22 protein-coding genes, 4 tRNA genes and 3 pseudogenes are annotated in these 26540 nt (G+C 63.2%); 18 read left to right on the forward strand and 11 right to left on the reverse strand.

Annotation, left to right across the window (positions count from 1 at the left end; all coding sequences use genetic code 11):
• Nucleotides 1-37: 37 nt before the first annotated feature.
• Both mcpA and QN085_RS08970 read right to left on the reverse strand, forming a co-directional pair.
• Nucleotides 38-1066 (reverse strand): annotated as a pseudogene (gene mcpA / locus QN085_RS25965) (methyl-accepting chemotaxis protein McpA); the annotation flags it as partial.
• 97 nt (nt 1067-1163) lie between these two features.
• Nucleotides 1164-2042, reverse strand: coding sequence for a LysR family transcriptional regulator (locus QN085_RS08970; RefSeq protein WP_023661323.1), 879 nt, complete (start codon nt 2040-2042; stop codon nt 1164-1166).
• A gap of 101 nt (nt 2043-2143) precedes the next feature.
• On the opposite strand from QN085_RS08970, the gene QN085_RS08975 reads away from it, so the two are divergent.
• Nucleotides 2144-2572 carry a PACE efflux transporter gene (locus tag QN085_RS08975; RefSeq protein ID WP_013971862.1) on the forward strand — a complete coding sequence of 143 codons (429 nt, stop codon included), beginning with the start codon at nt 2144-2146 and terminating at the stop codon, nt 2570-2572.
• A 122-nt stretch (nt 2573-2694) separates the two neighbouring features.
• Here QN085_RS08975 and QN085_RS08980 read toward each other — a convergent pair whose 3' ends face one another.
• From QN085_RS08980 to QN085_RS09000, 5 genes are all read right to left on the reverse strand, one after another.
• Entirely contained in the window at nt 2695-3756 is a 1062-nt protein-coding gene (locus QN085_RS08980; protein ID WP_013971863.1) for a hypothetical protein, read from the reverse strand.
• Nucleotides 3757-3946: 190 nt separating this feature from the next.
• Entirely contained in the window at nt 3947-4615 is a 669-nt protein-coding gene (locus QN085_RS08985; protein WP_013971864.1) for a GntR family transcriptional regulator, read from the reverse strand.
• A 16-nt stretch (nt 4616-4631) separates the two neighbouring features.
• Nucleotides 4632-5336: a FadR/GntR family transcriptional regulator gene (locus tag QN085_RS08990; RefSeq protein WP_015269682.1), complete on the reverse strand. Its 705-nt coding sequence runs from the start codon at nt 5334-5336 to the stop codon at nt 4632-4634.
• Between the two features lie 44 nt (nt 5337-5380).
• On the reverse strand, nt 5381-6691 hold the full coding sequence (locus QN085_RS08995; RefSeq protein ID WP_013971866.1) for a C4-dicarboxylate transporter DctA: 1311 nt from the start codon (nt 6689-6691) through the stop codon (nt 5381-5383).
• Nucleotides 6692-6966: 275 nt separating this feature from the next.
• A complete protein-coding gene (locus QN085_RS09000; protein WP_156155248.1) occupies nt 6967-7140 on the reverse strand; it encodes a hypothetical protein in 174 nt (57 codons plus the stop codon).
• Between the two features lie 55 nt (nt 7141-7195).
• Between QN085_RS09000 and QN085_RS25970 the strand changes: the two are divergent.
• From QN085_RS25970 to QN085_RS09010, 3 genes and pseudogenes are all read left to right on the forward strand, one after another.
• Nucleotides 7196-7477: pseudogene (locus QN085_RS25970) on the forward strand (PAS domain-containing protein); the annotation flags it as partial.
• Between the two features lie 159 nt (nt 7478-7636).
• Nucleotides 7637-8761, forward strand: a complete 1125-nt coding sequence (locus tag QN085_RS09005; protein ID WP_431194257.1) for a methyl-accepting chemotaxis protein — start codon at nt 7637-7639, stop codon at nt 8759-8761.
• Between the two features lie 13 nt (nt 8762-8774).
• Nucleotides 8775-10460: a putative bifunctional diguanylate cyclase/phosphodiesterase gene (locus QN085_RS09010; RefSeq protein ID WP_013971868.1), complete on the forward strand. Its 1686-nt coding sequence runs from the start codon at nt 8775-8777 to the stop codon at nt 10458-10460.
• Between the two features lie 7 nt (nt 10461-10467).
• On the opposite strand, the gene QN085_RS09015 is transcribed toward QN085_RS09010, so the two are convergent.
• The 3 genes and pseudogenes from QN085_RS09015 to QN085_RS09025 form a co-directional block, all read right to left on the reverse strand.
• The gene (locus QN085_RS09015; protein ID WP_013971869.1) at nt 10468-10947 is read right to left on the reverse strand and encodes an Lrp/AsnC family transcriptional regulator; all 480 of its coding nucleotides are present in this window, start codon (nt 10945-10947) and stop codon (nt 10468-10470) included.
• Between the two features lie 77 nt (nt 10948-11024).
• Nucleotides 11025-12088 (reverse strand): annotated as a pseudogene (gene ocd, locus QN085_RS09020) (ornithine cyclodeaminase).
• 448 nt (nt 12089-12536) lie between these two features.
• Nucleotides 12537-14297: a sigma-54-dependent Fis family transcriptional regulator gene (locus QN085_RS09025; RefSeq protein WP_041506163.1), complete on the reverse strand. Its 1761-nt coding sequence runs from the start codon at nt 14295-14297 to the stop codon at nt 12537-12539.
• A gap of 224 nt (nt 14298-14521) precedes the next feature.
• On the opposite strand from QN085_RS09025, the gene QN085_RS09030 reads away from it, so the two are divergent.
• The 6 genes from QN085_RS09030 to QN085_RS09055 are packed head-to-tail and all read left to right on the forward strand — an operon-like array spanning nt 14522 to nt 20453.
• Nucleotides 14522-15616 (forward strand): ABC transporter ATP-binding protein, encoded by a 1095-nt coding sequence (locus tag QN085_RS09030; RefSeq protein WP_024086619.1) that lies wholly within the window; start codon nt 14522-14524, stop codon nt 15614-15616.
• Nucleotides 15616-16725 (forward strand): ABC transporter ATP-binding protein, encoded by a 1110-nt coding sequence (locus QN085_RS09035; protein ID WP_013971874.1) that lies wholly within the window; start codon nt 15616-15618, stop codon nt 16723-16725. Before QN085_RS09030 ends, QN085_RS09035 begins: the two co-directional genes overlap by 1 nt.
• Complete coding sequence (locus tag QN085_RS09040; protein WP_013971875.1) at nt 16722-17585, forward strand: carbohydrate ABC transporter permease; 864 nt, start codon at nt 16722-16724, stop codon at nt 17583-17585. The genes QN085_RS09035 and QN085_RS09040 overlap by 4 nt, the downstream gene beginning before the upstream one ends.
• Before the next feature lie 3 nt (nt 17586-17588).
• The gene (locus QN085_RS09045) at nt 17589-18389 is read left to right on the forward strand and encodes a carbohydrate ABC transporter permease (RefSeq protein WP_013971876.1); all 801 of its coding nucleotides are present in this window, start codon (nt 17589-17591) and stop codon (nt 18387-18389) included.
• Nucleotides 18390-18401: 12 nt separating this feature from the next.
• Nucleotides 18402-18674, forward strand: a complete 273-nt coding sequence (locus QN085_RS09050; protein WP_013971877.1) for a DUF2160 domain-containing protein — start codon at nt 18402-18404, stop codon at nt 18672-18674.
• Between the two features lie 39 nt (nt 18675-18713).
• On the forward strand, nt 18714-20453 hold the full coding sequence (locus QN085_RS09055; RefSeq protein ID WP_013971878.1) for an ABC transporter substrate-binding protein: 1740 nt from the start codon (nt 18714-18716) through the stop codon (nt 20451-20453).
• Nucleotides 20454-20639: 186 nt separating this feature from the next.
• On the opposite strand, the gene folD is transcribed toward QN085_RS09055, so the two are convergent.
• Nucleotides 20640-21494 (reverse strand): bifunctional methylenetetrahydrofolate dehydrogenase/methenyltetrahydrofolate cyclohydrolase FolD, encoded by an 855-nt coding sequence (gene folD / locus QN085_RS09060; protein ID WP_013971879.1) that lies wholly within the window; start codon nt 21492-21494, stop codon nt 20640-20642.
• 272 nt (nt 21495-21766) lie between these two features.
• Between folD and QN085_RS09065 the strand changes: the two genes are divergently transcribed.
• From QN085_RS09065 to clpX, 8 genes are all read left to right on the forward strand, one after another.
• Nucleotides 21767-21843 (forward strand) — tRNA-Arg (locus tag QN085_RS09065).
• A gap of 42 nt (nt 21844-21885) precedes the next feature.
• A tRNA-His gene (locus tag QN085_RS09070) sits at nt 21886-21961 on the forward strand.
• Nucleotides 21962-22013: 52 nt separating this feature from the next.
• A tRNA-Leu gene (locus QN085_RS09075) sits at nt 22014-22098 on the forward strand.
• 44 nt (nt 22099-22142) lie between these two features.
• Nucleotides 22143-22218: transfer RNA gene (locus QN085_RS09080), tRNA-His, on the forward strand.
• A 238-nt stretch (nt 22219-22456) separates the two neighbouring features.
• On the forward strand, nt 22457-22756 hold the full coding sequence (locus QN085_RS09085; protein ID WP_013971880.1) for a DUF6388 family protein: 300 nt from the start codon (nt 22457-22459) through the stop codon (nt 22754-22756).
• Nucleotides 22757-23003: 247 nt separating this feature from the next.
• On the forward strand, nt 23004-24317 hold the full coding sequence (gene tig, locus QN085_RS09090) for a trigger factor (RefSeq protein ID WP_024086620.1): 1314 nt from the start codon (nt 23004-23006) through the stop codon (nt 24315-24317).
• Nucleotides 24318-24408: 91 nt separating this feature from the next.
• Nucleotides 24409-25050, forward strand: coding sequence for an ATP-dependent Clp endopeptidase proteolytic subunit ClpP (gene clpP / locus QN085_RS09095; RefSeq protein ID WP_003259400.1), 642 nt, complete (start codon nt 24409-24411; stop codon nt 25048-25050).
• A gap of 108 nt (nt 25051-25158) precedes the next feature.
• Nucleotides 25159-26442, forward strand: a complete 1284-nt coding sequence (gene clpX, locus QN085_RS09100; RefSeq protein ID WP_013971882.1) for an ATP-dependent Clp protease ATP-binding subunit ClpX — start codon at nt 25159-25161, stop codon at nt 26440-26442.
• Nucleotides 26443-26540 lie beyond the last annotated feature (98 nt).

Raw genomic sequence — 26540 nt, forward strand, 5'->3', positions numbered from 1 at the left:
GGTTGAACGATGTGGCCAGTTCGCCGAACTCGTCCTTGTTCTGCACGGTCAGGCGGCGGGTAAGGTCACCTTCGCCCTCGGCGATGTCGCGCATGGCGCGGCCCATGGTGGTCAGCGGGCTCATCAGTATCGGGATCAGCAGGCCGAGCAGGCCGGCGATGGCAGCCACCGCAATCAGCATCGCGATGATCGCCGAGGTGCGGAACTGGCTGAGCGCAGCGTAGGCCTTGTCCTTGTCGATCGACAGGCCGATGTACCACTGTGCCGAAGGCAGGCCGGCCACCGGGGCGAAGGAAATGATGCGGTCCTGGCCATTGAGGGTGACATCCTGCATGCCGGCGGCGACTCGCAGGTTGCTGCCGGGGTAGATGTCCTTGAGGTTCTTCATCACTTGGTCTTTGTCGGGGCTGACGATCACCTGGCCGTTGCTGTCGGCCAGGAAGGCGTGGCCGATGCCGCCGAAATCGACTGAGTTGATGATCTCGACCAGGGTGTCGAGGGTGACGTCACCGCCGACCACGCCGATCAGCTCGCCATTGTTCTTGCTTTTCACTGGCGTGGCGATGGTTACCATCAGGCCGCCGACAGCCCCCTGGTACGGGGCAGTCAGCACGGTCTGCCCGGCGCTGGTCGCGGCGCCGTACCACGGGCGCTGACGTGGGTCGTAACCGGCGGGCATCTGCGCATTGGGGCGCTGGGTGAACGCACCGGTGGCCTGGCCCAGGTAAGTGAACAGAAAATTACGCGTATAGGATGGCTGCTCGATCAGTCCTTCCAGGGTATCGCCAGCGCCTTGCTGGGCGATGTCCTGGGCCAGGTTTTCCAGCACCAGGATGCGCCCGCTCATCCAGTTCTGCACACTACTGGCGGTCAGTGCGCCCGACTGCTGCACCGAAGCTTCGATGTTCTGGCGGATGGTATTGCGTTGCAGGTAGTCGTTGTAGAGCGTGAACAGGGCAAATGCCAGGACCACGACACCGCAGGCGCTGAGCAGGATCTTGTGGCGAAATTTCAGGTTCATGTTTCGAGACCTTGGGCCAATGAGGGGAGGGCGCAGTGCGCTCATGACGCATTGCGGAACCTATCGTTCGGGATATCGGCTCAAGGGTTAAAAGATTGAAGTGCTTACAGAAATTTCTTACGGTCATTTCGACGGACGGTATTCACTGGCTACACAACTGCTCGATCAACAGGCGTGCAGCCTGCTGCAACGGTTGTTGCTTGCGCCAGAAGATGTGTACCGGCAACTGCAGCTCGTTGCGGGTGTTGCGAAAATCCAGGCGCACCAGGCGCCCGCTGGCCAGCAGTGGCGCGACCCTCGACAGCGGCAAGTCGCCCCAGCCCAGGCCGGCCTCGACCATCTGCAGGGCGAGGTCGAAGCTGTCGGTTGACCAGTGCGTGGCGCCTATCAACGGGCGTGGGTCTGTCACCGGAAGGTCATGGCTACGCACCAGGATCTGGCGCACTCGGGTCAGGTCTTCGAGGTAGTGGATACGCCCCTCGCGCAAGGCCGGGTGAGCGGGGGACAGTGTGGCCACCAGCGATTCCATGCCGATGTGCTGGAAGCCGCGACGGGCATCGACCTGCAACCCGGCAAAAGCCACGCAGAGGTCGGCGCGGCCACTGTCCAGCAGGTGTACGGCCTCTTCCTGCGGGGCGCTGAGCAGGGCGATGTCCAGCAGCGGGTGCCGCTCACCCAGGTGAGCGATGGCCGCCAGCAGCGGGCGGTGGTCGATGTCCGGCACCACGGCCAGGGTCAGGCTGCTCTCCAGCCCCTGGGACAGTTCCAGGGCATGCACCTGCAGCAGCCCCAGTTGTTCGGCGATCAACCGGGCATGAGGTTCCAGCGCCTTGGCCTCGGCGGTGGGGCGGACTTCCCGTGGGCCGCGCTCGAACAGGGTGTAGCCCAGTTCGGCCTCGAGGTTGCCGATGGCCATGCTCACGGCCGAAGGCACCCGCTGCAGGGCCCGCGCAGCGGCGGAAAACGAACCGCGGTCGAGCACGGCGAGAAACAGCTGGATATTGTCGCTGGAAAAGTTCATGGCAGCCTCCTGTCAGAAGATCTGACAGCTGCTGACTTTTGCTGTCAAGCACGATGAAGCATGATCGCGCCCCATCGCTTTGTCATTGGAGGTAATCCCGGGTGCAGGGACTCAAACGCAAACTCGTCTACGTGACTTTCTATGAACTGATCGGGCTGTGCATGTCGACCCTCGGGCTGGCCTACCTGTCGGACACCCACGCATCGCATACCGGGCCTCTGGCGGTGATGATCACTACCATCGCCATGCTCTGGAACCTGATCTACAACACCCTGTTCGAGTGGTGGGAAAGCCGCCAGGCCAAGCGCGGGCGCAGTGTGGCACGGCGGGTGGCGCATGCCATCGGCTTCCAGCTGACCCTGGTGGTGTACCTGATCCCGCTGATTGCCTGGTGGCTGGACATGACATTGCTGGAGGCGTTGCTGGTGGACATGGCGTTTATCGTGCTGGTGCCGTGCTACACCTTTGCCTACAACTGGGCGTTCGACCGGATCTTTGGCTTGCCCAGCTCAGCCTTGGCAGCAGCCTGATTCAACCTGTTCCGGCCTTTTCGCAGCACAAGGCTGCTCCTACAGCGACCGCACAACCTTCAGGCGGGAGCGGTCCCTGTAGGAGCAGCCTTGTGCTGCGAAAAGGCCGACACAGTCAACCACTACGGCGGCAGGCGAATGATCAAAGGCTCCTGCTGCTGCTTCACCTGCTGCTCAACCGGTTGTTCCTCCGTCCTCGGTGCACTGGCCAGCAAGCTGTCCTCGACCTGCCCCGACAGGTAGTACACCCCCGACATGGCCCCGCTCTGGCGGTTCTCCATCAGCTCCTGCCATTCCTGGTTCAGCGCCACGTTGAGGATCACCCGCAACTGCTCGACCATCTGCGGGTGTTCGCGGTCATGGGTCATGACCCCATAGCCGGCCGCCGCAATAGAAATCATCGCCCCCGCCACTTTGCCCACTGCCGACGCCACGGCACTGGCGATGCCGCGCGGAGCCAGGGTGGCGCCGAGCTTTTCGCTGGCCTGGTTGGCCACCGAGTTCAGCCCGACATCGGTCTTGCCCGGGCCTTTGCTGGCCTGCTGGTGCAGATGCTGGCGCATGGCTTGCCAGGCAGGTTGCTGGGCCAGCGACTTGGCCCGCAGCAGCTGGTAAAGGCTGGCATTGCGCGCATCCGGTGGCCCCAGGGCGATGGCGGGAATGCGGTTGAGGCGTTGGCTGAACTGCTCGGGGGGAGCGTTGTAGCGGCTGATGATGGCCGGCAGCTGCTGGCCGAGCAGTTGCAGGTACAGCTCGCTGGCGCGGTCGCGAATGCCTTCGGGGTTGATCTGCTCGGCCACCGGTTCGATCACCCGCTTGTGGTACTGCTCCTGCAGGTACAGCGCCAGGCGCTTTTCCGCCGGCTCCCGGCCTTCACCGCTGTCGATCTTGTACCAGGCCACCTTGAGGGTCAGCCACTGCTGGGTCCAGTAGCCGGTAAACCAAGGGATGAAGTCGCTTTCGGTACGCTGCTGTACCTGTTCCTTCCACACCCGCATGGAACGGCGTGCATAGTCGTTGGCCGAGCTGCCGGCGCCGACCGAGGCTTCGATCAGTTCCTGGTCGATGCGTTGCCAGGTGGCGGTGGTGAGCACCACCGGTGGCGGCGGGACAGGTGGGGGCTTGCCTGCGCAACCGGCCAAGGCCAGCAGCAGGCACAGTAGCAGGAGGGCTCGAGTGCTCACGCAACCGCCTCCCTGATAGAGGCTGGGGTGGTTCTCGGAGTATAGGGTGGGGAGTGAAGGGCTGCCGTGCAGCCTATCGGCGGTTCAGGATCAACGCAGATTTCTGCGTGAACGCGGTCCCTGTGGGAGCGGCCCTTTCGCGACACAAGGCCGCTCCCACAGGGACCGCGTTCACCAGAAAGAGCGTGGGTCATTCCAGATCGAGCTTTTCTTCCAGGCGGTCGAGGTGCTTGTGCATCAGGCCCAGCGCCGCCTCGGCATCGCCATGCTCCACGGCATCGATGATCGCCGCATGTTCCTCCCACGCGCAGTGGTCGCAGCATGGCGACTCGTAGCGGGCGATGATCAGCGAGGTCATCGGCACCAGGCCGTTGAGGAACCGTGCCAGTGGCGCATTGGCGGCCACCTGCGCCAGTTTCAGGTGAAACTCGCCGCCCAGGCGGATCGCCGCACAACGCTCGCCGTTTTCATGGTGCTGGCGCTCGCGCTCCACCAGTTGCCGCAGCTGGCGAACCTGTACCGGCCGGGCGCGTTGCGCGGCCAGGGTGATCAGCGTGGTTTCGGCCAGGCGCCGGGCGCTGAGCACCTGGCGTGCCTGCTCCGGGTCGGGCACGGCCAGATGCGCAGTGTGGCTGGGGCGCTGCACCACCACCTGCTGGTCGGACAGGCGCCCGAGCACACGGCGGATCACTGTACGGCTGACACCAAAGGCATGGCCCAGCGCCTGTTCGGGCAACAGGCTGCCAGGTGGCAGGCGCTGTTCGAGGATGGCATCGAACAGCCGCGGGTAGATCTGCTCGGCCGACAGGCGGGTTTCGCCGGCCGCGAGCAGGGCCGGCAAGTGAGGGGCGGCGTTCATGGTCGCTCTCCTGGGGTCATGGATGCGGGTGTTCGTCCGGGATGTTCAACGGGATGCCCATGCGCAACCCTTCGGCCAGGATGTGCTGGCGCATCTGGGCACTGGCCTGGGCGCTGCTGCGCTCACGTATGGCGCGCACCACCGCTTCGTTTTCCTTCAGCCGCGCGGCCAGGTGCTCTGGCGAATTGCGCAGCATGTCGGCGCTCTGCTTGAGGGCATTGCCGGTCTGTTGCACCACGCTCTGGAAGATCGGGTTGGTGGTCAGGGCGAACAGCGCTTCATGGAAGGCGATGTAGGCCCTGACTCCGGCTTCGCTGTCATCGGCCTCCAGCGCTTCACGCATGTCCATCAGGGTAAGGCGCAGCTGGCCGATGTCCTGACTGTTGGCCGACTGTGCCACCAGGCCGACGATGAAAGGCTCAAGGGTGTAGCGCAGCTCCAGCACGTCGGCCAGGCTGGCTGCGGCGCTGGTGTCCAGGCCCGGTTCCTGGGTGGCGGCGTCGACATCCAGTACCAGCACACCCTTGCCTGGCAGCGAACGCACCAGGCCCAAGGTTTCCAGCACGGTCACCGCTTCGCGCAGGCTGGGGCGGCTGATGCCCAGTTGTTCGGCCAGTTCGCGCTGGCCTGGCAGCATGTCGCCGGTACGCCATTGGCCTCGGGCCAGGGCCTGGCGCAGTTTTTCCACCACTGAGTTGACGACGGTAGATGAGCTGATCACGGTTCGCTCCTGGAAGGGCCGGCGTCAGTGCCGGCCACGTTCGCTCAAAATTCCTGTTGATGGGGGTTGGGCTGCTTGCGTGGGGTGGGGGCGAAACCGGGCTTGCCGTCGAGCACGTTGTGCGCACGTTCCAGGTCGATGTCCTTCTCCCAGCGTGCGATGGCCACGGTGGCCACGCAGTTGCCGATCAGGTTGGTCAGCGCTCGGCCGATGCCCATGAACCAGTCCACCGCCAGTACCAGTACCAGGCCGACCACCGGGATCGCCGGCACGGCGGTCAGGGTAGCGGCGAGGATGACCAGCGCCGAGCCTGGGATGCCGTGAGCGCCCTTGGAAGTCACCAGCGATACCAGCAGGATGGTCAGCAGGTCGGTCATTGCCAGTGGCGTGCCGGTGGCGTTGGCGATGAACACGATGGCCAGGGTCAGGTAGATGGAGAAGCCATCGAGGTTGAACGAATAACCGGTGGGGATCACCAGGCCGACGGTGGAGCTGCCGATGCCCAGGTGCTCGAGCTTGCGCATGATCTGTGGCAGTACGGCGTCGGACGAGGCGGTGCCCAGCACGATGGTCAGTTCTTCACGCAGGTACTTGATCAGCGGCAGCAGCTTCAGCCCCGACAGGCGCATGACCGTGCCCAGCACGATCAGTACAAATCCGGCACAGGTCAGGTAGAACAGCGCCACCAGCCCGCCCAGGTGCTGCAGCGATTCCAGGCCGTACTTGCTGGTGGTGAAGGCGATGGCACCGAACACGCCGATCGGTGCCAGGCGCACGATCATGCCCATGATGCGGAAGATCACGTGGCTCAGTTCGTTGATCAGCCGCGAGATGCCGGCTGCCGAGTCACCCACCAGGTTCAGCGCGCTGCCGAACAGTACCGAGAACAGCAGCACCTGGAGGATGTTGTTGTCGGCAAAGGCGCCGATCACCGAGGTGGGGATCAGGTCCATGAAGAACGCCGTGGCGCCGTGGATGTGCTGGCCGCGCTCGGCCAGGCTGCTGGCGTCGGCGCTGGACAGTTGGTCCAGGTGGATGTTGGCGCCGCTGCCGATGCCGCTGGTGAAGGCGAACACCAGGCCGATCACCAGCGCCAGGGTGGTCAGTATCTCGAAGTAGATCACCGACTTCAGGCCGATGCGCCCGACCTTTTTCAGGTCGCCGGCGCCCGAGATACCGCTGACCACCACGCAGAACACGATCAGGCCGATGAGCATCTTGATCAGCTTGATGAAGCCGTCGCCAAGGGGTTTGAGTTGCAGGGAAAGGTCGGGGAAGCTGAGACCGCAGGCGATGCCGAGGGCAAGGCCGAGCACGACTTGAAGGAAGATCGAACGCGAGCACCATTTGAGCATGGGAGGGATCTCTGATCGGTGTCCTTGCTTCGGTAGCCGCACGGGGCGAAAGAGCGCAGGACTTAATTATTGTGGTCTTACCGGTTTGTTCAGCGCGAAGCCATGAAAGCGCGAAAAATCCGACATTGCAAGGATTTTTGGCCTTACCGGTCTGACCAGTTGTGGGGCAATCCAGCGTCTCTGGCTCTAATTCGGTGCATCTGGTTGGGTCGAGCCGCAGTGCGGCCGTTCACAGGTGAATCGCAGCGGGGAACCGCGTGCGCACATGAATCAGATCAGGCTTTGGCCAGTGCCTCGTGCAACATTGCAATCAGCTTGCCAAGCGCCATGCCGACCTCGATATTTTCGATAACGCTATGATTCGTAGGGTTTATTTGCATTCCTTGGCTGACCTCGTAGAATCCGCGCCCGACCGGGAAGTCACCAAAGGGTCGATTGCAGGGGTTCATCCTGATAATCGCCTCGCAAGCAGGCTCCCGGCGTTTGAATGAATGGAGTCTCATAGTGCGTCTCAACCTTCCGGTCACCCCGGTAGAGCAACGTTTTCCCCCCGATCAGCGATTGATTTCTGCTACCGACACCAGCAGCCTGATCACCTACTGCAACCCCGAATTCGCCGCCATCAGCGGTTACAGCGAGGCAGAGCTGATCGGCAGCCCACACAACCTGGTACGCCACCCGGACATGCCGCCGGCGGTGTACCAGTTGATGTGGAATTACCTGAAGGCCGGCAAGAGCTGGATGGGCATCGTCAAGAACCGCTGCCGCAACGGCGATTACTATTGGGTCAACGCCTACGTCACGCCTATTCTCGAAGCCGGGCGGGTGGTGGGCTATGAATCGGTACGGGTGTGCCCGACGCGTGAGCAGGTGGCCCGTGCCGAGGCCCTGTATGCGCGCATGCGCAACGGTCAGGCTGTGTTGCCCTGGTCACGGCGCGCGACCATGCTGGCGCGTGACCTGGCCGTACCGCTCGTGGGCGGGGGGCTGGCTTTGGGGGCCAACAATCTGTGGCCCGGCCTGGTCGCGCAGGGGCTGACCCTGGGGCTGTTCCTGGCCTATGGCCTGTTGGCACGCAATGCCGTTGGGCGGCAGATGGAGCGCATAGTGCAAGGCGCAGACGGCACCTTCGCCGACCCGATCGCCGCCTTGACCTACAGCGACCTGCCCGGTGCTGGCGGACAAATGCAATTGATGCTGATCAGCGAGGAGGCGCGGCTGAAAACCGCGCTGACCCGGTTAAGTGACTTGGCGGCCCAGATGGCCGTGGCTGCACATGATGCCGGGGCGTTGTCGCGCAGCACCGAGGCGGCATTGCTGGAGCAGCGTGCGGAAACCGACCTGAGCGCCACTGCCATGAACCAGATGGCCGCTTCCATCGGTGAGGTTGCCAACCATGTGCAACTGACTGCTGCCGAAGCCCACACTGCGCACCTGCTGGCCGAGCAGGGCAGCCTGGTGGCCGACGCCAGCGGAGCTGCAATCCGCACCTTGGCCGGTACCGTGGCCCAGATCAACCAGGCGGTCAGCCACCTGGCTGGTCAGACCGGTGCAATCGCCGAAGCCACCGGGATGATCCGCGGCATCGCCGAGCAGACCAACCTGCTGGCGCTAAATGCCGCCATCGAGGCGGCCCGTGCCGGCGAGCAAGGCCGTGGCTTCGCCGTGGTCGCCGATGAAGTGCGGGCACTGGCCGACAAGACCCGGCAGTCGACACTGCACATCCAGGCTATCATCGATGCTCTGCGCAGTGGCGCAGAGGAGGCCGTGGCGATTGCCAGCCAGGGCATCGACGGTGCCGAGCAGGGCGTTGCCCAGGTGCAGGAAGCGCGGCAGGCGTTGCGTGGCATTCGTGATGCGGTGCAGCGCATCAGTGACATGAGCCAGCAGATGGCTACGGCTTCGCAGCAGCAGGCGGCCGTCGCCGAAGACGTCTCGAGGCAGATCAATGGTGTGGCCGGCATAGCCCAGCACAGCGCACACAGCGCCAACGCCGCAGCCTCTCGCGGCGCCGAACTGGAAGAGGTGTGCGCCGGATTGCGTGCTCTTGTGGAGCGCTTCAACCGTTAAGGCAGGATGCTTTATGGATGACAACTATCGTGCAGCCGTTGACGCGGCTGCGATCTTTTCCGAAACCGACCTGCGTGGAACCATCACTTACGTCAACCAGCAGTTCTGCAGCATCTCGGGCTACAGCCGCGAGGAGCTGCTGGGCGCCAACCACCGCATCCTCAACTCCGGCCTGCACGAGCCGGAGTTCTTCGTCGGCATGTGGCGGGCGCTGGCCGCCGGCCGGGTGTGGAAGGGCGAGATCTGCAACCGCGCCAGGGACGGCTCGCTGTACTGGGTCGACAGCACCATGGTGCCACTGGTCGACCCGCTCACCGGAGAGGTGCGCAAGTACGTGTCGATCCGTTTCGACGTCACCGAGAAGCGCCAGCTGCTGCATACCTTGCAATGGCGTGTGGGCCATGACGTGCTAACCGGCCTGCCCAACCGCGCTTACCTGTCCGACCTGCTGAACCAGGCCCTGGCCTACTCGCGCCGTGAAGACATTCCGCTGGCTGTGTGCATGCTCGACCTGGATGGCTTCAAGGCAGTCAACGACGGCTACGGGCATGCCATGGGCGACCTGCTGTTGGTCGAGGTGGCGCGGCGCCTGAAGCACATCCTGCGCGATGGCGACGCAGTGGCCCGGTTGTCGGGGGACGAATTCGTGCTGATCCTGCGCAACGTCGAAGACCGCCAGTTGCATGCTGCGCTGCGCCGGGTGCTGCGGGCACTGGCGGCGCCTTATGTGGTACGCGAGCAGCGCCTGTCGCTCAGCGCCAGTATCGGCGTGACCCTGTACCCGCAGGACGACGAAGACGCCGACACCTTGGTGCGCCATGCCGACCAGGCCATGTATGTGGCCAAGCAGCGTGGGCGCAACCGCTATCACCTGTTCGACGTGACACAGGAACAGGAACTCAAGGCTACCCACCAGACCGTGGCGCGGGTGCGCCGGGCCCTGCACAACGGCGAGCTGTGCCTGTATTACCAGCCCAAGGTCAACCTGCGCAGCGGCCAGGTGCTGGGCTTCGAGGGCTTGCTGCGCTGGCAGCGGCCAGGCCGCGGGCTGGTGCCGCCTGGTGATTTCCTGCCGGCGGTGGAGCAGACCGACCTGATCGTGGAAATCGGCGAATGGGTGCTCGACCAGGCGCTGAACCAGTTGCAGGCATGGCAACGTCAGGGGCAGCCCTGGTCACTGAGCGTGAACATCGCCGCGCGGCATTTGCAGCGTGGTGACTTTGTCGAGCGCCTGCAGCAGTTGCTGGCGGCGCACCCGGAGGTGGACCCGGCGCGGCTGGACCTGGAAATCGTCGAGTCGGTGGCCATCGATAACCTGCAGCATGTCAGCTGCTGTCTCGATGCCTGCCGCGCACTGGGTGTGCGCTTCTCCCTGGACGACTTTGGCACTGGCTATTCGTCGCTGAGCTACCTGAAGCGCTTGCCGACACAGACGATCAAGATCGATCAGTCATTTGTGCGCGACATCCTGCATGACCAGGACGACCTGGCGCTGACCGAAGCGGTGATCGGCCTGGCCCGGGCGTTTGGCCGCGAGGTGATTGCCGAAGGGCTGGAGAGCGTCGAGCACGGCCGCGTGCTGATGGGCCTGGGCTGCGAACTGGCACAGGGTTACTGCATCGCCCGGCCGATGCCGGCCAGTGCGGTGCAAGCCTGGGCGCAGGCCTACCGGCAGCCGGAACAATGGCGTGACCCTTGATGCCGCGTCAGCGGGCCATTGGCTTGACCTCGGCCAGCACCGGGTGCGCCACCAGCTTGTCGATGTGCAGGGCGTCGTCGTTCATCCAGCTTTCGCTGAGCAGCCGGTAGTGTTCCATGTCGTGGCAACGCAGGCGCAGGCTGTAGTCGAAGTGGCCGCTGATCAGCTGGCACTCGTGCACTTCCGGGCAGTTGCGCAGGGTGGCTTCGAAGGCCTTCTGCGCGGCCCGCCCGCTTTGGTTGGACAGGGCGACCAGCACCAGCAGCGACACCCCGGGCGCGACCTTCTGCAGGTCGATGATCGCCCCGTAGCCGCGGATCACGCCACGGCGCTCCAGCTTGCGTACACGCTCCAGGCAGGGGCGCGGGGTGAGGTGGACGAGGCTGGAGAGTTTTTCGAAAGTGATGCGGCCGTCATGGCGCAGGATGTCGATGATCGCTTCGTCGATGCGGTCGAGGGGGGGGGCGTTGGCGTCCTTGGTGTCCATGCGCTTGGGCTTCTTTCAGAAGAGGGCATGGGACAGGTTAGGCGGTAAAGGGGGACGCTGCGCGGCCCCAGCATCTATCAGGCGCAGACAGAACCAGCCTTGGGCACCGCCCGCAACTCCACCACCTGCGGCTGCAACAGCCCATACAAATCCTTCGGATTTTCCAACACCGGCACCAGCCCGATGTCCGTGCCGATACCCAGTGCCTGCGCTGTATCCAGCACATAGCGCAATGCCGAGTAATCCTCCAGGGCAAACCCTACCGAGTCGAACAGCGTCACCTGTTCGGTGCGCTCACGCCCCTTGGCTTCCCCGGCGACCACACGCCAGAACTCGGTCACTGGCGAGTCTGCAGGCATCTGCTGGATCTCGCCTTCCACCCGGCTTTGCGGTTCGTACTCGACGATCACCCGGGCCCGCTCCACAATCGCCCGATGCAGCTCGGTCTTGCCCGGGCAGTCCCCCCCCACGGCATTCAGGTGCATGCCCGGCTCGATCATCTCCGGGGTGAGGATGGTGGCGCAGGCCTTGTCGGCGGTTACCGTGGTGACGATATCGGCCCCGCGCACCGCTTCGGCCACGGAGCTGGCGATGCTCAGCTTGAGGCCGGGGCGGTTGGCCAGGTTGGCGACCAGCTTGGCCGAGGCAGCCGGGTCGATGTCATACAGGCGGATTTCATCGATGCCCAGCAGGGCATTGAAGGCGATGGCCTGGAACTCGCTCTGCGAGCCATTGCCGATCAATGCCATGCTGCGGCTGTCTTCGCGCGCCAGGTAGCGGGCGGCCAGGGCCGAGGTGGCGGCGGTGCGAATGGCGGTGGTCAGGGTCATTTCGCTGAGCAGCAACGGTGCACCGGTATCGACGCTGGCCAGGGCGCCAAAGGCCATCACCGTGAGCAGGCCATGGCGAGTATTCTTCGGATGGCCGTTGACGTACTTGAAGGCGTAGCGGCAGGCGTCCGAGATTGGCATCAGCTCGATCACGCCGTCCGCTGAATGGTTGCCACCCGGGCGCATTTTTCGAAGGCGGGCCAGCGCAGGTAGTCCTGGCGGATGTACTCGGCCATTTCCAGCAGGCACGTGGGCAGGCCTTTGCGGTTGACCAGGCGGGCCAGGTCTTGCACATCGATATAACGGGTCATGAGGGGTCTCCCTGCGGTCGACGCTTCCAGAGTGGGCTCTGGTTTCATTGTGCGGCGGGTGGGGAGGCAAAGCTGGCTGTAATGGGCTGTGGCGGCAGCGGCTTTGGCTGATTTCGCTGCGCTGGCAGCCGAATCGGCTGTGGCTGGGCCGGCCCTATCGCCGGCAAGCCGGCTCCCACAGGGATATCACAGGCCTTGAGAGCGGCGCTGCAGGAGATAGCCCAGCCCTTTGGGCCGCACTGTCGCACAGATAACTGAATTCGCAAGCGATCCTCGTACCCTGTGGGAGCGGCTTTAGCCGCGAAGCATCCAACGCGGTGCATGGCACCGGCTGCGCCGGTGTTCGCGGCTAAAGCCGCTCCCACAGGGTCCCTGCTAATTCAATGAGTTATGTGCAGTTCTATGAGAGCTGGCTTGCCGGCGATGGGGCCAGTACAGGCCAGGGCAATCATCGCTCACGCAGCCGCTTGTACAGCGTGGTGCGGCTGATCCCGAGCCCGCGCGCCACCGCCGAGAGGTTGCCATTGGCTTGTTCCACCAGCTCGCGCAGGTCCGCCTCTTCGGTCGCAATCGGCACAGGCTCAGGCACAGGTACCTGCGCCTCGGCGAGAAAACCCGCAGGCAGGTGTTCCAGGCCAACCGGCTCATTACCCGCCAAGGCCAGCGCCACCTGCAGCACACTCACCAGTTCACGCATATTCCCCGGCCAGGGGTGCCGGTCTAGCAGCTCGATAATGGCCGCAGGCAGCCGCGCAGGCTGCCCGGGGTCACGGTAGCGCGCATGCACCTGCTCGATCAGCTGCCGGCGGTCATTGCGCTCGCGCAGCGGCGGCAAAACCACTGCCAGCCCGGCGATGCGGTAATACAGGTCCTGGCGAAAGCGCCCGGCGCGCACTTCTTCGGCCAGGTCGCGGTTGCTCGCCGACACCACGCGAATATCCACCGCCACCGGTTTGCCGCTGCCCAATGGCTGGATACTGCGCGTCTGCAGCACGCGCAGCAGGCGGGCCTGGGTGGGCAACGGCATGTCGCCAATTTCGTCGAGGAACAGGATGCCGTGGTGGGCCTTGCGAATTAGCCCCGGGTTGCCCTTCTGATGGGCGCCGGTGAACGCGCCCTTGTCGTAGCCGAACAGCTCCGACTCAACCAGCTCTGCGGGGATCGCCGCGCAGTTGACGGCTATGAGCGGCTGGCTGGCGCGGCTGCTGGCCCGGTGCAGGGTATCGACGAATACCTCCTTGCCTACGCCGGTTTCGCCCTGCACCAGCACGGGGATGTCCTTTTCCAGCAGCAGGCCGGCCTGCGCCAGGGCCTTCTCCAGGCGTGGCTCGGCGCTGATGGCGGCAGGGCGGGCGGGGGCCCCGCGCGGCGGCTGCCACTGGCAATGAAAGCGGTTGCGCCCGGTGGCTTGCAGGGCGAAGGGCTGTTGCCGGGGATGGCTGAGCAGTTGTTGCAGGGGCAACTGGAACAGTTGCTCGATGTTCTGCTGCAGCGGGTTGCCCCCGAGCAAGGTGTCGGCCCGGTGATTGGCGGCCAGCACCTGCCCCTGCTCATCGAACACCAGCAGGCCGGCCCAGGGGCTGTCGAGGTTGTCGGAGGCGCTGTTGAAGATCAGTTGCGCGTGCTGGTCGGCATGCTTGGCGAGGATCAGGCGGTTCTCCAGGCTCTGGCCCATCATGCGTACCAGGCCCAAGGTCTGGCTGGCGGGCAGGTAGCCGTCGCTGGCCACATCGAGCACCCCGACCAGCTGCCGTTCGGCGTCGAACAGCGGCGCGGCGGCGCTGGACATATAGCGGTTCTGGCGCAGGAAGTGCTCGTCCTGGCCAACATGAATCGCCTCGGCGCAGACCAGTGCGGTGCCCAGCGCATTGGTGCCGACACCGCGCTCGTGCCAGTGGGCCCCGGCGCTGAAACCATGCTGCTGGCGCGGCTCGATGAACCGCCGCGAGCCCCAGCTGTCGAGCAGGCAACCGCTGGCATCGGCCAGCATCACCAGGTAGCTGGCATTGCCCAGCAGGTGGGCATATTGCGGCAGCACCGCTTCGCGGGTCAGGCGCAGCAGGGCCTGGCGCCGCTCCAGCAGGGCGCTCAGCTCGGCGCGGGTCAGGCAGTCGAAGTCCGGGGCGTGTTGGGGTTGCAGGCCGTGGTCGCGGCAGCGGGCCCAGGAGGCCTGGATCAGTTGGGCATGGGGCGAAGCGGATGCGGCCATGGGCCTGTCCTGTGTGATTGTTGTCATGGGGCCGACCGCTGTTCAGTGTCGTGCACGGTTGTTCAATGTCAAACCGGCAAGTGTTCAGTTGTTCAGTGCTTGTGTTCAGTTGTGAACCTGCGATTGACCGGTGTTGCCGGCCAGGCCCCGGGCCAGACGGTTGCGGCGCATCTGGCACGAAACTGGCTGTGCCCGGCAGACAAAAACCACAAGAAGGCCACGCCATGTCCCTGGTGCTGGAACAGGTCAGTCGCAGCGTCGACAACCAGGCCTGGATCGTCGATGCCTCACTGCGTTTCGAACCCGGCTCGTTCAACGTGCTGCTGGGCCGCACCCTGGCCGGCAAGACCAGCCTGATGCGGCTGATGGCCGGGCTCGATCGCCCGGACCGGGGGCGGGTGCTGATGGATGGCCAGGACGTGACTGGCGTGCCGGTGCGCCAACGCAATGTGTCGATGGTGTATCAGCAGTTCATCAATTACCCGACCCTCAGCGTGTACGAGAACATTGCGTCACCGCTGCGCCAGGCACGCATGGACGAGCCCCAGATTCGCCGACGGGTGCAGGAAACCGCCGAGATGCTGCGCATCGAAGCCTACCTGCAGCGCCTGCCGCTGGAGCTGTCCGGTGGCCAGCAGCAACGCACGGCAATGGCCCGGGCGCTGGTCAAGGATGCCTCGCTGATCCTGTTCGACGAGCCGCTGGTCAACCTCGACTACAAGCTGCGCGAGGGCCTGCGTCAGGAGCTGCGCGAGCTGTTCGCGGCGCGCCACTGCATTGCCGTGTATGCCACCACCGAGCCCAACGAGGCGCTGGCTCTGGGCGGCACCACCACCCTGGTGCATGAGGGCCGTATCGTCCAGAGCGGGCCTACCGCCGAGGTCTACCAGCGCCCGGGCAGCGTGCTGGCTGCCGAGCTGTTTTCCGAGCCGCCGATCAACCTGGTGCCTGGCCGTATCAGCGGCAACGACGTGTGCCTGGCCCAGGCCGTGCACTTCGCCCGCAACGCCGACTTGCAGCCGCTTGCCGAGGGTGACTACCGCTTTGGCGTGCGGCCCAGCCACATCAGCCTGGTGCCGGCGCACGACGACGACCTGGAATTGTCGGTGCTGGTGGAACTGGCCGAGATCAGTGGTTCAGAGACCTTCCTGCATGTACGCAACGAACACTGGCGCATGATCCTGCACCTGCCAGGGGTACACGAATACCAGGTGGACACGCCGATCCGCGTGTTCATCCCCACCCACAAGCTGTTCGTGTTCGACAGTACCGGGGCGCTAGTGCAGGCCCCGGGGCTGCGCCAGGCAAGGAGAGGTTGATGGCCGAGATCCGCCTGCGCCAACTGGCGCACAGCTACAGCCGCCAGCCCGCCAGCGAGGCGGACTATGCCCTGCACGCGCTGGAGCATGTGTGGGAGCAGGGCGGTGCCTACGCCTTGCTCGGGCCGTCGGGCTGCGGCAAGTCGACCTTGCTCAACATCATCTCCGGGCTGCTGACTCCTTCCCACGGCGAGGTGCTGTTCGACGGCAAGCCGGTCAACCAGCTGTCACCGCAGGCGCGCAACATTGCCCAGGTGTTCCAGTTCCCGGTGGTTTACGACACCATGACGGTGTTCGACAACCTGGCGTTTCCCTTGCGCAACCAAGGGTTGGACGAAGCCCGGGTGCAGGCCCGGGTGGAAGAGATTGCCGAGGTGCTCGACCTGTCGGCCGTGCTGCGCAAGAAGGCGCGCAACCTCAGTGCCGACGAAAAGCAGAAGGTCTCCATGGGCCGTGGCCTGGTGCGCGATGACGTGTCGGCGATCCTGTTCGACGAGCCGCTGACGGTGATCGACCCGCACCTGAAGTGGAAGCTGCGGCGCAAGCTCAAGCAGATCCACGAGCAGTTCAACATCACCATGATCTACGTCACCCACGACCAGTTGGAGGCCTCGACGTTCGCCGACAAGATCGCGGTGATGCACGGCGGGCGCATCGTCCAGTTCGGCACCCCGCGCGAACTGTTCGAGCGGCCGCGGCATACCTTCGTCGGTTACTTCATCGGCAGCCCGGGGATGAACCTGATCGAGGTGCGCGCCGAAGCGGACGGGGTGGCGTTCGGCGATATTCACCTGGTGCTGCCCGGGCAAATGCGAGAGCACCTGCGAGAGCGCCTGGCGGTCACAGGCGGTGGTCGCCTGCAGCTGGGCATCCGCCCGGAATTCGTGCAGCTGTGGGAGAGCCCGTTCGATGATGCCTACCCGGCACGGGTGCTGGACGTCGAGGACCTGGGCACCTACCGCATCGTCACCCTCGAGCTGGGAGGTGTCGCGCTCAAGGCGCGCCTGGGCGAGGACCGTCCGCTGCCGGTGGCCCAGGCCTGGGTCAGCCTGCCGGCGCAGTGGCTGATGCTGTACCTCGACGATGTGCTGCTGGAGGCCGGGCCATGAACAAGGTGCCGAACAACAAGGCCTGGTGGCTGGTGCTGCCGGTGTTCCTGCTGGTGGCATTCAGTGCGGTGGTGCCGATGATGACGGTGGTCAACTACTCGGTGCAGGACATCTTCGACCAGTCCAACCGCTACTTCGTCGGCGCCGACTGGTACCGTCAGGTGCTGCGCGACCCGGCGCTGCACGATGCGCTGCTGCGTCAGTTCATCTATTCCGCCTGCGTGCTACTGATCGAGATCCCGCTGGGCATCGCCATTGCCCTGACCATGCCGACCAAGGGGCGCATGGCCTCGGTGTGCCTGATCGTCATGGCCATCCCGTTGCTGATCCCTTGGAACGTGGTCGGCACCATCTGGCAGATTTTCGGCCGGGCCGACATCGGCCTGCTCGGCGCCACCCTGGCCAAGCTCGGGGTCAGCTACAACTACGCTGGCGACCCGTTCGACGCTTGGCTGACCGTGCTGGTGATGGACGTGTGGCACTGGACATCGCTGGTGGCGTTGCTCTGTTACTCGGGGCTGCGCGCCATCCCCGACGTGTACTACCAGGCCGCTCGCATCGACCGTGCCTCGGGCTGGGCGGTGTTTCGCCATATCCAGTTGCCCAAGCTGAAGAACGTGCTGCTGATCGCGGTGATGCTGCGCTTCATGGACAGCTTCATGATCTACACCGAGCCCTTCGTGCTGACCGGTGGCGGGCCCGGCAATGCCACCACCTTCCTCAGCCAGACCCTCACGCGCATGGCCGTGGGGCAGTTCGACCTGGGCCCGGCGGCGGCGTTCTCGCTGGTGTACTTCCTGATCATCCTGCTGGTTTCCTGGCTGTTCTACACAGCCATGACCCATGCCGACAAGGACTAGGCCATGAGCACGCGCAAATCGCTGGCCCTGCTGCTGTACTTCTTCTTCCTGCTGGTGCCGATCTACTGGCTGCTGAACATGTCGTTCAAGAGCAACACCGAGATACTCGGCGGCCTGACCCTGTGGCCACAGGCGTTCACCCTCGACAACTACCGGGTGATCTTCACCGATGCCAGCTGGTACAGCGGCTACATCAATTCGCTGTACTACGTGTGCCTGAACACGCTGATTTCGCTGCTGGTGGCGCTGCCAGCGGCATATGCCTTCTCGCGTTACCGCTTCCTCGGTGACCGGCACCTGTTCTTTTGGCTGCTGACCAACCGCATGGCGCCACCGGCGGTGTTCCTGCTGCCGTTCTTCCAGCTGTATTCGTCGATCGGCCTGTTCGATACCCATATCGCCGTGGCCCTGGCCCACTGCCTGTTCAACGTGCCGCTGGCAGTGTGGATCCTCGAGGGGTTCATGTCTGGTGTGCCGAAGGAGATCGACGAAACGGCCTATATCGACGGCTACAGCTTCCCACGCTTCTTCGTGAAGATCTTCATTCCGCTGATTGGCTCCGGCATCGGCGTGACGGCGTTTTTCTGTTTCATGTTCTCCTGGGTGGAGCTGCTGCTGGCGCGCACCCTCACCTCGGTGAATGCCAAGCCGATCGCCGCGGTGATGACCCGTACCGTGTCTGCCTCGGGCATAGATTGGGGGGTACTGGCGGCGGCGGGGGTACTGACCATCTTGCCGGGCATGCTGGTGATCTGGTTCGTGCGCAACCATGTGGCCAAGGGCTTCGCCCTGGGCCGGGTGTGAGGAGGGCAAGGCATGGAGTGGATGGCCTGGACCTTGCCGACGGCGCTGTTCTTCGCCGCCGTCGGCGTGCTGCTGCTGGGCATGACCCTGCTCGAACTGCGCCGCCCCTGCGTGGAGCGACGCGGCTTCCTGCCGCTGGTCACCAGCCGTGGCGACCGTTTATTCATCGGCCTGCTGGCCAGCGCCTACCTGCATTTGCTGGTGGTTGGCGTCAGCGAGTGGCCATTGTGGGTGGCCTCGCTGCTTTCGCTGGCGTGGCTGGTGGTGGTGCTGCGCTGGGGCTGAGCGAGCGGCCCTGTGGGATAACTGAAACGGGAGATCACAATGTTCGACAACAAGTACAACAGGCGACATTTGACCCTGGCCGCGTTGCTGGTACTGGCCAGCGTGCAGGGCACAGCCTGGGCCGACCAGTACGAGGATGCGGCAAGGAAGTGGCTCGGCAGTGAGTTCAAGCCTTCGACCCTTACCCCTGAACAGCAGTTGGCCGAGTTGAAGTGGTTCATCAAGGCTGCCGAACCGTTCCGTGGCATGAAGATCAACGTGGTGTCGGAAACCATCACCACCCATGAATACGAGTCCAAGGTGCTGGCCAAGGCCTTCAGCGAGATCACCGGTATACAGCTGACCCACGACCTGCTGCAGGAAGGCGACGTGGTGGAAAAGCTGCAGACACAGATGCAGTCGGACAAGAACATCTATGACGGCTGGGTCAACGACTCCGACCTGATCGGTACGCACTTTCGCTACGGCAAGGTGGAATCGATCACCGACCTGATGGCCAACGAAGGCAAGGACTACACCTCGCCGACCCTGGACCTGAAGGACTTCATCGGCATTTCCTTCACCACCGCGCCGGATGGCAAGGTCTACCAACTGCCGGACCAGCAGTTCGCCAACCTCTACTGGTTCCGTGCCGACTGGTTCGAGCGGCCCGAACTGAAGGCCAGGTTCAAGGAAAAATACGGCTACGAACTTGGTGTGCCGGTGAACTGGTCAGCCTACGAGGACATTGCCAGGTTCTTTACCGAAGACGTCAAGGAAATCGACGGTAAACGCGTCTATGGCCACATGGACTACGGCAAGAAAGACCCGTCACTGGGCTGGCGCTTCACCGATGCCTGGTTCTCCATGGCGGGTGGCGGCGACAAAGGTTTGCCTAATGGTCTGCCGGTGGACGAATGGGGCATTCGCGTGGAGGACTGCCACCCGGTGGGGTCCAGCGTGACCCGTGGCGGCGACACCAACGGCCCGGCTGCCGTGTATGCCACGCAGAAATACGTGGACTGGATGCGTGCCTATGCGCCCAAGGAAGCCCAGGGCATGACCTTCTCCGAAGCCGGCCCGGTGCCGGCCCAGGGCAACATCGCCCAGCAGATCTTCTGGTACACCGCGTTTACCGCCGACATGACCAAGCCCGGTCTGCCGGTGGTGAATGCCGACGGCACGCCGAAGTGGCGCATGGCGCCTTCACCGAAGGGGCCGTACTGGGAGGAGGGGATGAAGCTGGGCTACCAGGACACCGGTTCGTGGACCTTCTTCAAGTCCACCCCCGAGAAGCAACGCCTGGCTGCGTGGCTGTATGCCCAGTTCGTCACCTCCAAGACCGTGTCGCTGAAAAAGACCATCGTCGGCCTCACGCCGATTCGCGAATCGGACATCAACTCCCAGGCCATGACCGAGCTGGCGCCCAAGCTGGGCGGGCTGGTGGAGTTCTACCGCAGCCCGGCACGGGTACAGTGGACACCGACCGGCACCAACGTGCCGGACTACCCGCGGTTGGCGCAGCTGTGGTGGAGCCACATCGCCGAAGTGGCCAGTGGCGAGAAGACCCCGCAGGAAGCGCTGGACGGCCTGGCCCGCGATCAGGACCGGATGATGGAGCGCTTGCAGCGGTCCAACGCCCAGGCCACCTGTGCACCGAAGCTGAACCCGGAGAAGGATGCCCAATACTGGTTCGACCAGCCTGGGGCGCCGAAACCGAAACTGGCCAACGAAAAGCCCAAGGGCGAGACAGTCAGCTACAACGAACTGCTGAAGTCGTGGGAGGCGGCCAGGAAGTGATCGGCTGAGTAACGCGCCGGCTTCTTCGCGGGTAAACCCGCTCCCACAGAGATATCGCCATCTTCTGGGACGGCGCGCAACCTGTGGGAGCGGGTTCACCCGCGAAGAGGCCGGTGAAGCCAATGCATTGATCACGGGCAAAAAAAACGGCACCTGCCAGAGGTGCCGTTTTCATATCACGCGGTATTACTTGTGCAGCTCTTCCGCCGCATACAGCGTGTTCTCCAGCAGGCATGCGCGGGTCATCGGCCCGACGCCGCCCGGCACCGGCGTGATCCAGCCGGCGCGCGGCAGGGCGGTCTCGTAGACCACGTCGCCGACCAGCTTGCCGTCTTCCTGGCGGTTGATGCCCACGTCGATAACGATGGCACCTTCCTTGATCCATTCACCCTTGACCAGGCCAGGCTTGCCGGCGGCCACTACCACCAGGTCGGCGCGGCCGACATGGCCGGCGAGGTCCTTGGTGAAGCGGTGGCAGACGGTCACGGTGCAGCCGGCCAGCAGCAGCTCCATGGCCATCGGGCGACCAACGATGTTGGACGCGCCGACGATGACCGCGTTCATGCCGTACAGGTCCTGGCCGGTGCTTTCCAGCAGGGTCATGATGCCCTTCGGTGTGCACGGGCGCAGCAGCGGGATGCGCTGGGCCAGACGACCGATGTTGTACGGGTGGAAGCCATCCACGTCCTTGTCCGGGCGGATGCGCTCGAGCAGCAGCGAGGCGTCCAGGTGCGCCGGCAGCGGCAACTGCAGCAGGATACCGTCGACGGCCGGATCGTCATTGAGGCGGTCGATCAGCTCGGTCAGGGCCTGCTGCGTGGTTTCGCTGGGCAGGTCGAACGCCTGCGAAATGAAGCCGACCTCTTCGCAGTCCTTGCGCTTGTGCGAGACATAGACTTGGGAGGCGGGGTCGGTGCCGACCAGGATCACCGCCAGGCCCGGCGTACGCAGGCCTTGCTGGCGACGCTCCACGACACGTTGAGCGATCTGCTGGCGCAGGCTGGCGGCGATCGCCTTGCCATCGATTAGGTGTGCAGTCATAGACGCGTGATTAACCATCGAGAAGGAAACAATTAAAGAGGGCGCATTCTCGCACGACATGGGCCAAGGGCAAAGGCGGGTGGTCGGGCAAATCCCCTAAGCCCTTAAATAATTTAAATTTTTTTGAGAAAGGTGTTGACGACTTTCAGGCTCGCCTATAAGATTCGCCGCACTTGTCGGGCACAGCCTAGCACTGGTTGGCGAAGTCGGGCAGAATGAGTGGTTTAGCAGTTAGCTGTTAAAGGTCTCGTTCGGTTAGGCTTCAAGCTTAAGCGCCCGTAGCTCAGCTGGATAGAGCATCCGCCTTCTAAGCGGATGGTCGCAGGTTCGAGTCCTGCCGGGTGCGCCATTTAGGCAGCTTTGGCAAGCAAGTAGGCTGTAATGCAATATGGTGGGCGTAGCTCAGTTGGTAGAGCGCTGGATTGTGATTCCAGTTGTCGTGGGTTCGATTCCCATCGTCCACCCCATATTCTTCAAAGGCGCCTCGATAGCATCTGGCGCCTTTGTTTTAAGCGTTACGCGGACGTGGTGAAATTGGTAGACACACTGGATTTAGGTTCCAGCGGCGCAAGCTGTAAGAGTTCGAGTCTCTTCGTCCGCACCATGCATCTGTAAGGTTGTACCGCAACATCGCAAGACCGCAATATGGTGGGCGTAGCTCAGTTGGTAGAGCGCTGGATTGTGATTCCAGTTGTCGTGGGTTCGATTCCCATCGTCCACCCCATATTTCTTCGAAGGCGCCTTGATCGTGAGATCGGGCGCCTTTTTGTTTTTGCTCTGTGTGTATGGTTTGAAGGTTCTAGCGCCTGTGAGATCGAGCGGCGCTGACAATTTCATGGCGAATCACCTCTCGGTCAAATCGCATCCCGGCCCTTGCAATCCTCTGGTGACACCCCAATAAAAGCTGTTAGATTTCAGCCGGTTGAAACGCCGGCCCATTTGGCCGGCAGAGGAACAGCCCGATGATCGCAAAAGAAGCCCGTCAGGCACTGGCGCTACAGCGCTTTGCCGAGGCCAACCCGCAGCTGCTAGAAGAGATCCGTGAGCTGGATGCGCGCGAGCAGGCCCAGCAGATCGAGTGGGCGTTCGAGGATGCGGCCGAGGAGCAGGGTATCCAGCCTTGGGAGTTGGCCCTGCAACTGATCGCCGAAACCCCCGAGCAACTGCAGGCCATGCGCCTGGAGACGCACCGTGAGGTGGCCGAGGCGCTGGGGATGGAGTGGGAGGAGTACTGCAAGTTCAACGAAATCGAACCTGAATAAAGGAAGCGAATTCGTTGGTGGCAGTTGTTTGACAAGGTATTTCGGCTGCAGGTCGCCTGGTGGCGTCGTGCGGCCCCATTGAAGCAGGCCCGGCGCTATGTCGTGCGGGCCGTGAAAGTTAATCGACCGGCGTGGTTTCCCGTCGTCCCGAGTGGGGTGACTTCTGCTGCGCGACTCACTAGAATGCTTGCCCTTGATTCTGGAGTCGGGCTAACGCCGGCTAACGTCTGTGCAACGAGGAATATCCATGCAAGTTTCTGTTGAAAACACTTCCGCTCTCGAGCGTCGCATGACCATCGCCGTTCCGGCCGAGCGCGTCGAGAACGAAGTCAACAAGCGTCTGCAACAGACTGCCAAGCGCGCCAAGGTTGCCGGCTTCCGCCCAGGCAAAGTGCCGATGAGCGTGATTCGTCAGCGTTTCGAAGCCGATGCCCGTCAAGAGGCGTTCGGTGACCTCGTCCAGGCTTCCTTCTACGAAGCCATCGTCGAGCAGAAGCTGAACCCGGCTGGCGCCCCTGCGGTAGAGCCGAAGTCCTTCGAAAAGGGCAAGGACCTGGAGTTCGTCGCCATCTTCGAAGTGTTCCCGGAGTTCACCGTTGGCGGCCTCGAGTCGATCAACGTCGAGCGCCTGAGCGCCGAAGTGGCTGATGCCGACCTGGACAACATGCTGGAAGTGCTGCGCAAGCAGAACACCCGCTTCGAGGCCGTCGAGCGCGCCGCGCAGAACGACGACCAGGTCAACATCGACTTCGTCGGCAAGGTCGACGGTGAAGTGTTCGCCGGTGGTTCGGCCAAGGGCACCCAGCTGGTACTGGGCTCCGGCCGCATGATCCCAGGCTTCGAAGACGGCCTGGTTGGCGCCAAGGCTGGCGAAGAGCGCGTTGTGAACGTGACCTTCCCAGAGGACTACCAGAACCTGGACCTGGCTGGCAAAGCCGCCGAGTTCACCATCACCGTCAACAGCGTTGCCGCTCCTGTGCTGCCAGAGCTGAACGAAGAGTTCTTCGCCCAGTTCGGCATCAAGGAATCGACCCTGGAAGGCTTCCGCACCGAAGTTCGCAAGAACATGGAGCGTGAACTGCGCCAGGCCATCAAGGCCAAGGTGAAGAACCAGGTCATGGACGGTCTGCTGGCTGCCAACCCGATCGAAGTGCCGAAAGCCCTGCTGGAAAACGAAGTCAACCGTCTGCGCGTGCAGGCTGTTCAGCAGTTCGGTGGCAACATCAAGCCTGAGCAACTGCCGGCCGAGCTGTTCGAAGAACAAGCCAAGCGCCGTGTGGTCCTGGGCCTGATCGTGGCCGAAGTGGTCAAGCAGTTCGAGCTGAAGCCGGACGAAGGCAAGGTTCGCGAAATGATCGAAGAAATGGCTTCGGCTTACCAAGAGCCTGAGCAGGTCATCGCCTGGTACTACAAGAACGACCAGCAACTGAACGAAGTCCGTTCGGTTGTGCTGGAAGAACAAGTTGTAGATACTGTTCTGCAGAAAGCGACTGTGACCGACAAGTCGGTCTCGTACGAAGATGCCGTTAAACCAGCACAGGCTCCAGCCGCCGCTGAGTAACAGGCTTCTCTCGTAGGAAACCCCCACAAGCCAGCCTTCGAGCTGGCTTGTGCGTATTCAAGCCATGACTATTTGGGAGTGAGCGCAGGACATGTCCCGCAATTCTTATATTCAGCAGAGCTCTGACATCCAGGCCGCAGGCGGTCTGGTCCCGATGGTTATCGAGCAGTCCGCCCGTGGCGAACGCGCTTACGACATCTACTCGCGCCTGTTGAAGGAGCGTGTGATCTTCCTGGTTGGCCCGGTAGAGGACTACATGGCCAACCTCGTCGTTGCGCAACTGCTGTTCCTTGAAGCGGAAAACCCGGACAAGGATATCCATCTGTACATCAACTCGCCGGGCGGTTCCGTCACCGCCGGCATGTCGATCTACGACACCATGCAGTTCATCAAGCCGGACGTCTCGACCATCTGCATCGGCCAGGCCTGCAGCATGGGCGCCTTCCTGCTGGCTGCTGGTGCCAAGGGCAAGCGTCACTGCCTGCCTAACTCGCGCGTGATGATCCACCAGCCGCTGGGCGGCTTCCAGGGTCAGGCCACCGATATCGAGATCCACGCCCAGGAAATCCTCAATATCAAGGCCCGCCTGAACGAGCTGCTGGCCTACCACACCGGCCAGGATCTCGAGACCATCAAGCGCGACACTGAACGTGACAACTTCATGAGCGCCTCGCGCGCGGCCGAGTACGGCCTGATCGACTCGGTCTACGACAAGCGGCAACTGGCCTCCTGAACCGGGGTGCCAGAGCAGGTAGGCGCGGAAAGCGCCTACCTGCGGACTTGAAAAAGCCCGCAATTGCCTTCATCTTGTGTTGCAAGCCTACCGGATTGGATCGATCGAATGACTGACACCCGTAACGGCGAGGACAGCGGCAAATTGCTTTATTGCTCCTTCTGCGGCAAAAGCCAGCACGAAGTGCGCAAACTGATTGCCGGGCCCTCGGTATTTATCTGCGACGAGTGCGTCGACCTGTGCAACGACATCATCCGTGAGGAGGTGCAGGAAGCCCAGGCCGAGAGCAGCGCGCACAAATTGCCTTCGCCGAAAGAAATCAGCGGTATCCTGGACCAGTACGTCATTGGTCAGGAACGCGCGAAGAAGGTGCTTGCCGTAGCGGTGTACAACCACTACAAGCGCCTGAACCAGCGTGACAAGAAGGGTGACGAAGTCGAACTCGGCAAGAGCAACATCCTGCTCATCGGGCCAACCGGCTCGGGCAAGACCCTGCTCGCCGAAACCCTTGCACGCCTGTTGAACGTACCGTTCACCATTGCTGACGCCACCACCCTGACCGAAGCAGGTTACGTGGGTGAGGACGTCGAGAACATCATCCAGAAGCTGTTGCAGAAGTGCGACTACGACGTGGAAAAGGCCCAGATGGGCATCGTCTACATCGACGAGATCGACAAGATTTCGCGCAAGTCGGACAACCCGTCCATCACCCGTGACGTATCGGGCGAGGGCGTGCAGCAGGCACTGCTGAAGCTGATCGAAGGCACCGTGGCCTCGGTTCCGCCGCAAGGCGGCCGCAAGCACCCGCAACAGGAATTCCTGCAGGTCGATACCCGCAACATCCTGTTCATCTGCGGTGGTGCCTTCTCGGGCTTGGAAAAGGTCATCCAGAACCGCTCCACCAAGGGTGGCATCGGTTTTGGCGCCGAAGTACGCAGCAAGGAAGAGGGCAAGAAGGTTGGCGAGTCCCTGCGTGAGGTCGAGCCGGACGATCTGGTCAAGTTTGGCCTGATCCCGGAATTCGTCGGCCGCCTGCCGGTGCTGGCAACCCTCGACGAGCTGGACGAGGCCGCGCTGATGCAGATCCTCACCGAGCCGAAGAACGCCCTGACCAAGCAGTATGCCAAGCTGTTCGAGATGGAAAACGTCGACCTCGAGTTCCGAAGCGATGCGCTCAAGGCCGTGGCGCGCAAGGCGCTGGAGCGCAAGACCGGCGCCCGTGGCCTGCGTTCGATCCTCGAAGGCGTTTTGCTCGACACCATGTACGAGATTCCTTCGAAGAAGGATGTCAGCAAGGTGGTGATCGACGAGAGCGTCATCGATGGCACTTCGCAGCCGCTGATGATCTACGAAAACAGCGAGCCGCAAGCCAAGGCCGCGCCGGACGCCTGATCCAGGTAATGGCCGGTTGATGGTTGCAAGCAAGAAGGGGCCTACGGGCCCCTTTCTGCTTTTCCTGCGCTAGCGCTTGTAATTTCCCAAGCCTGCCC

This window comes from Pseudomonas sp. M2(2023) (genome assembly GCF_030263955.1).
Taxonomy (GTDB): Bacteria; Pseudomonadota; Gammaproteobacteria; order Pseudomonadales; family Pseudomonadaceae; genus Aquipseudomonas; species Aquipseudomonas asiatica.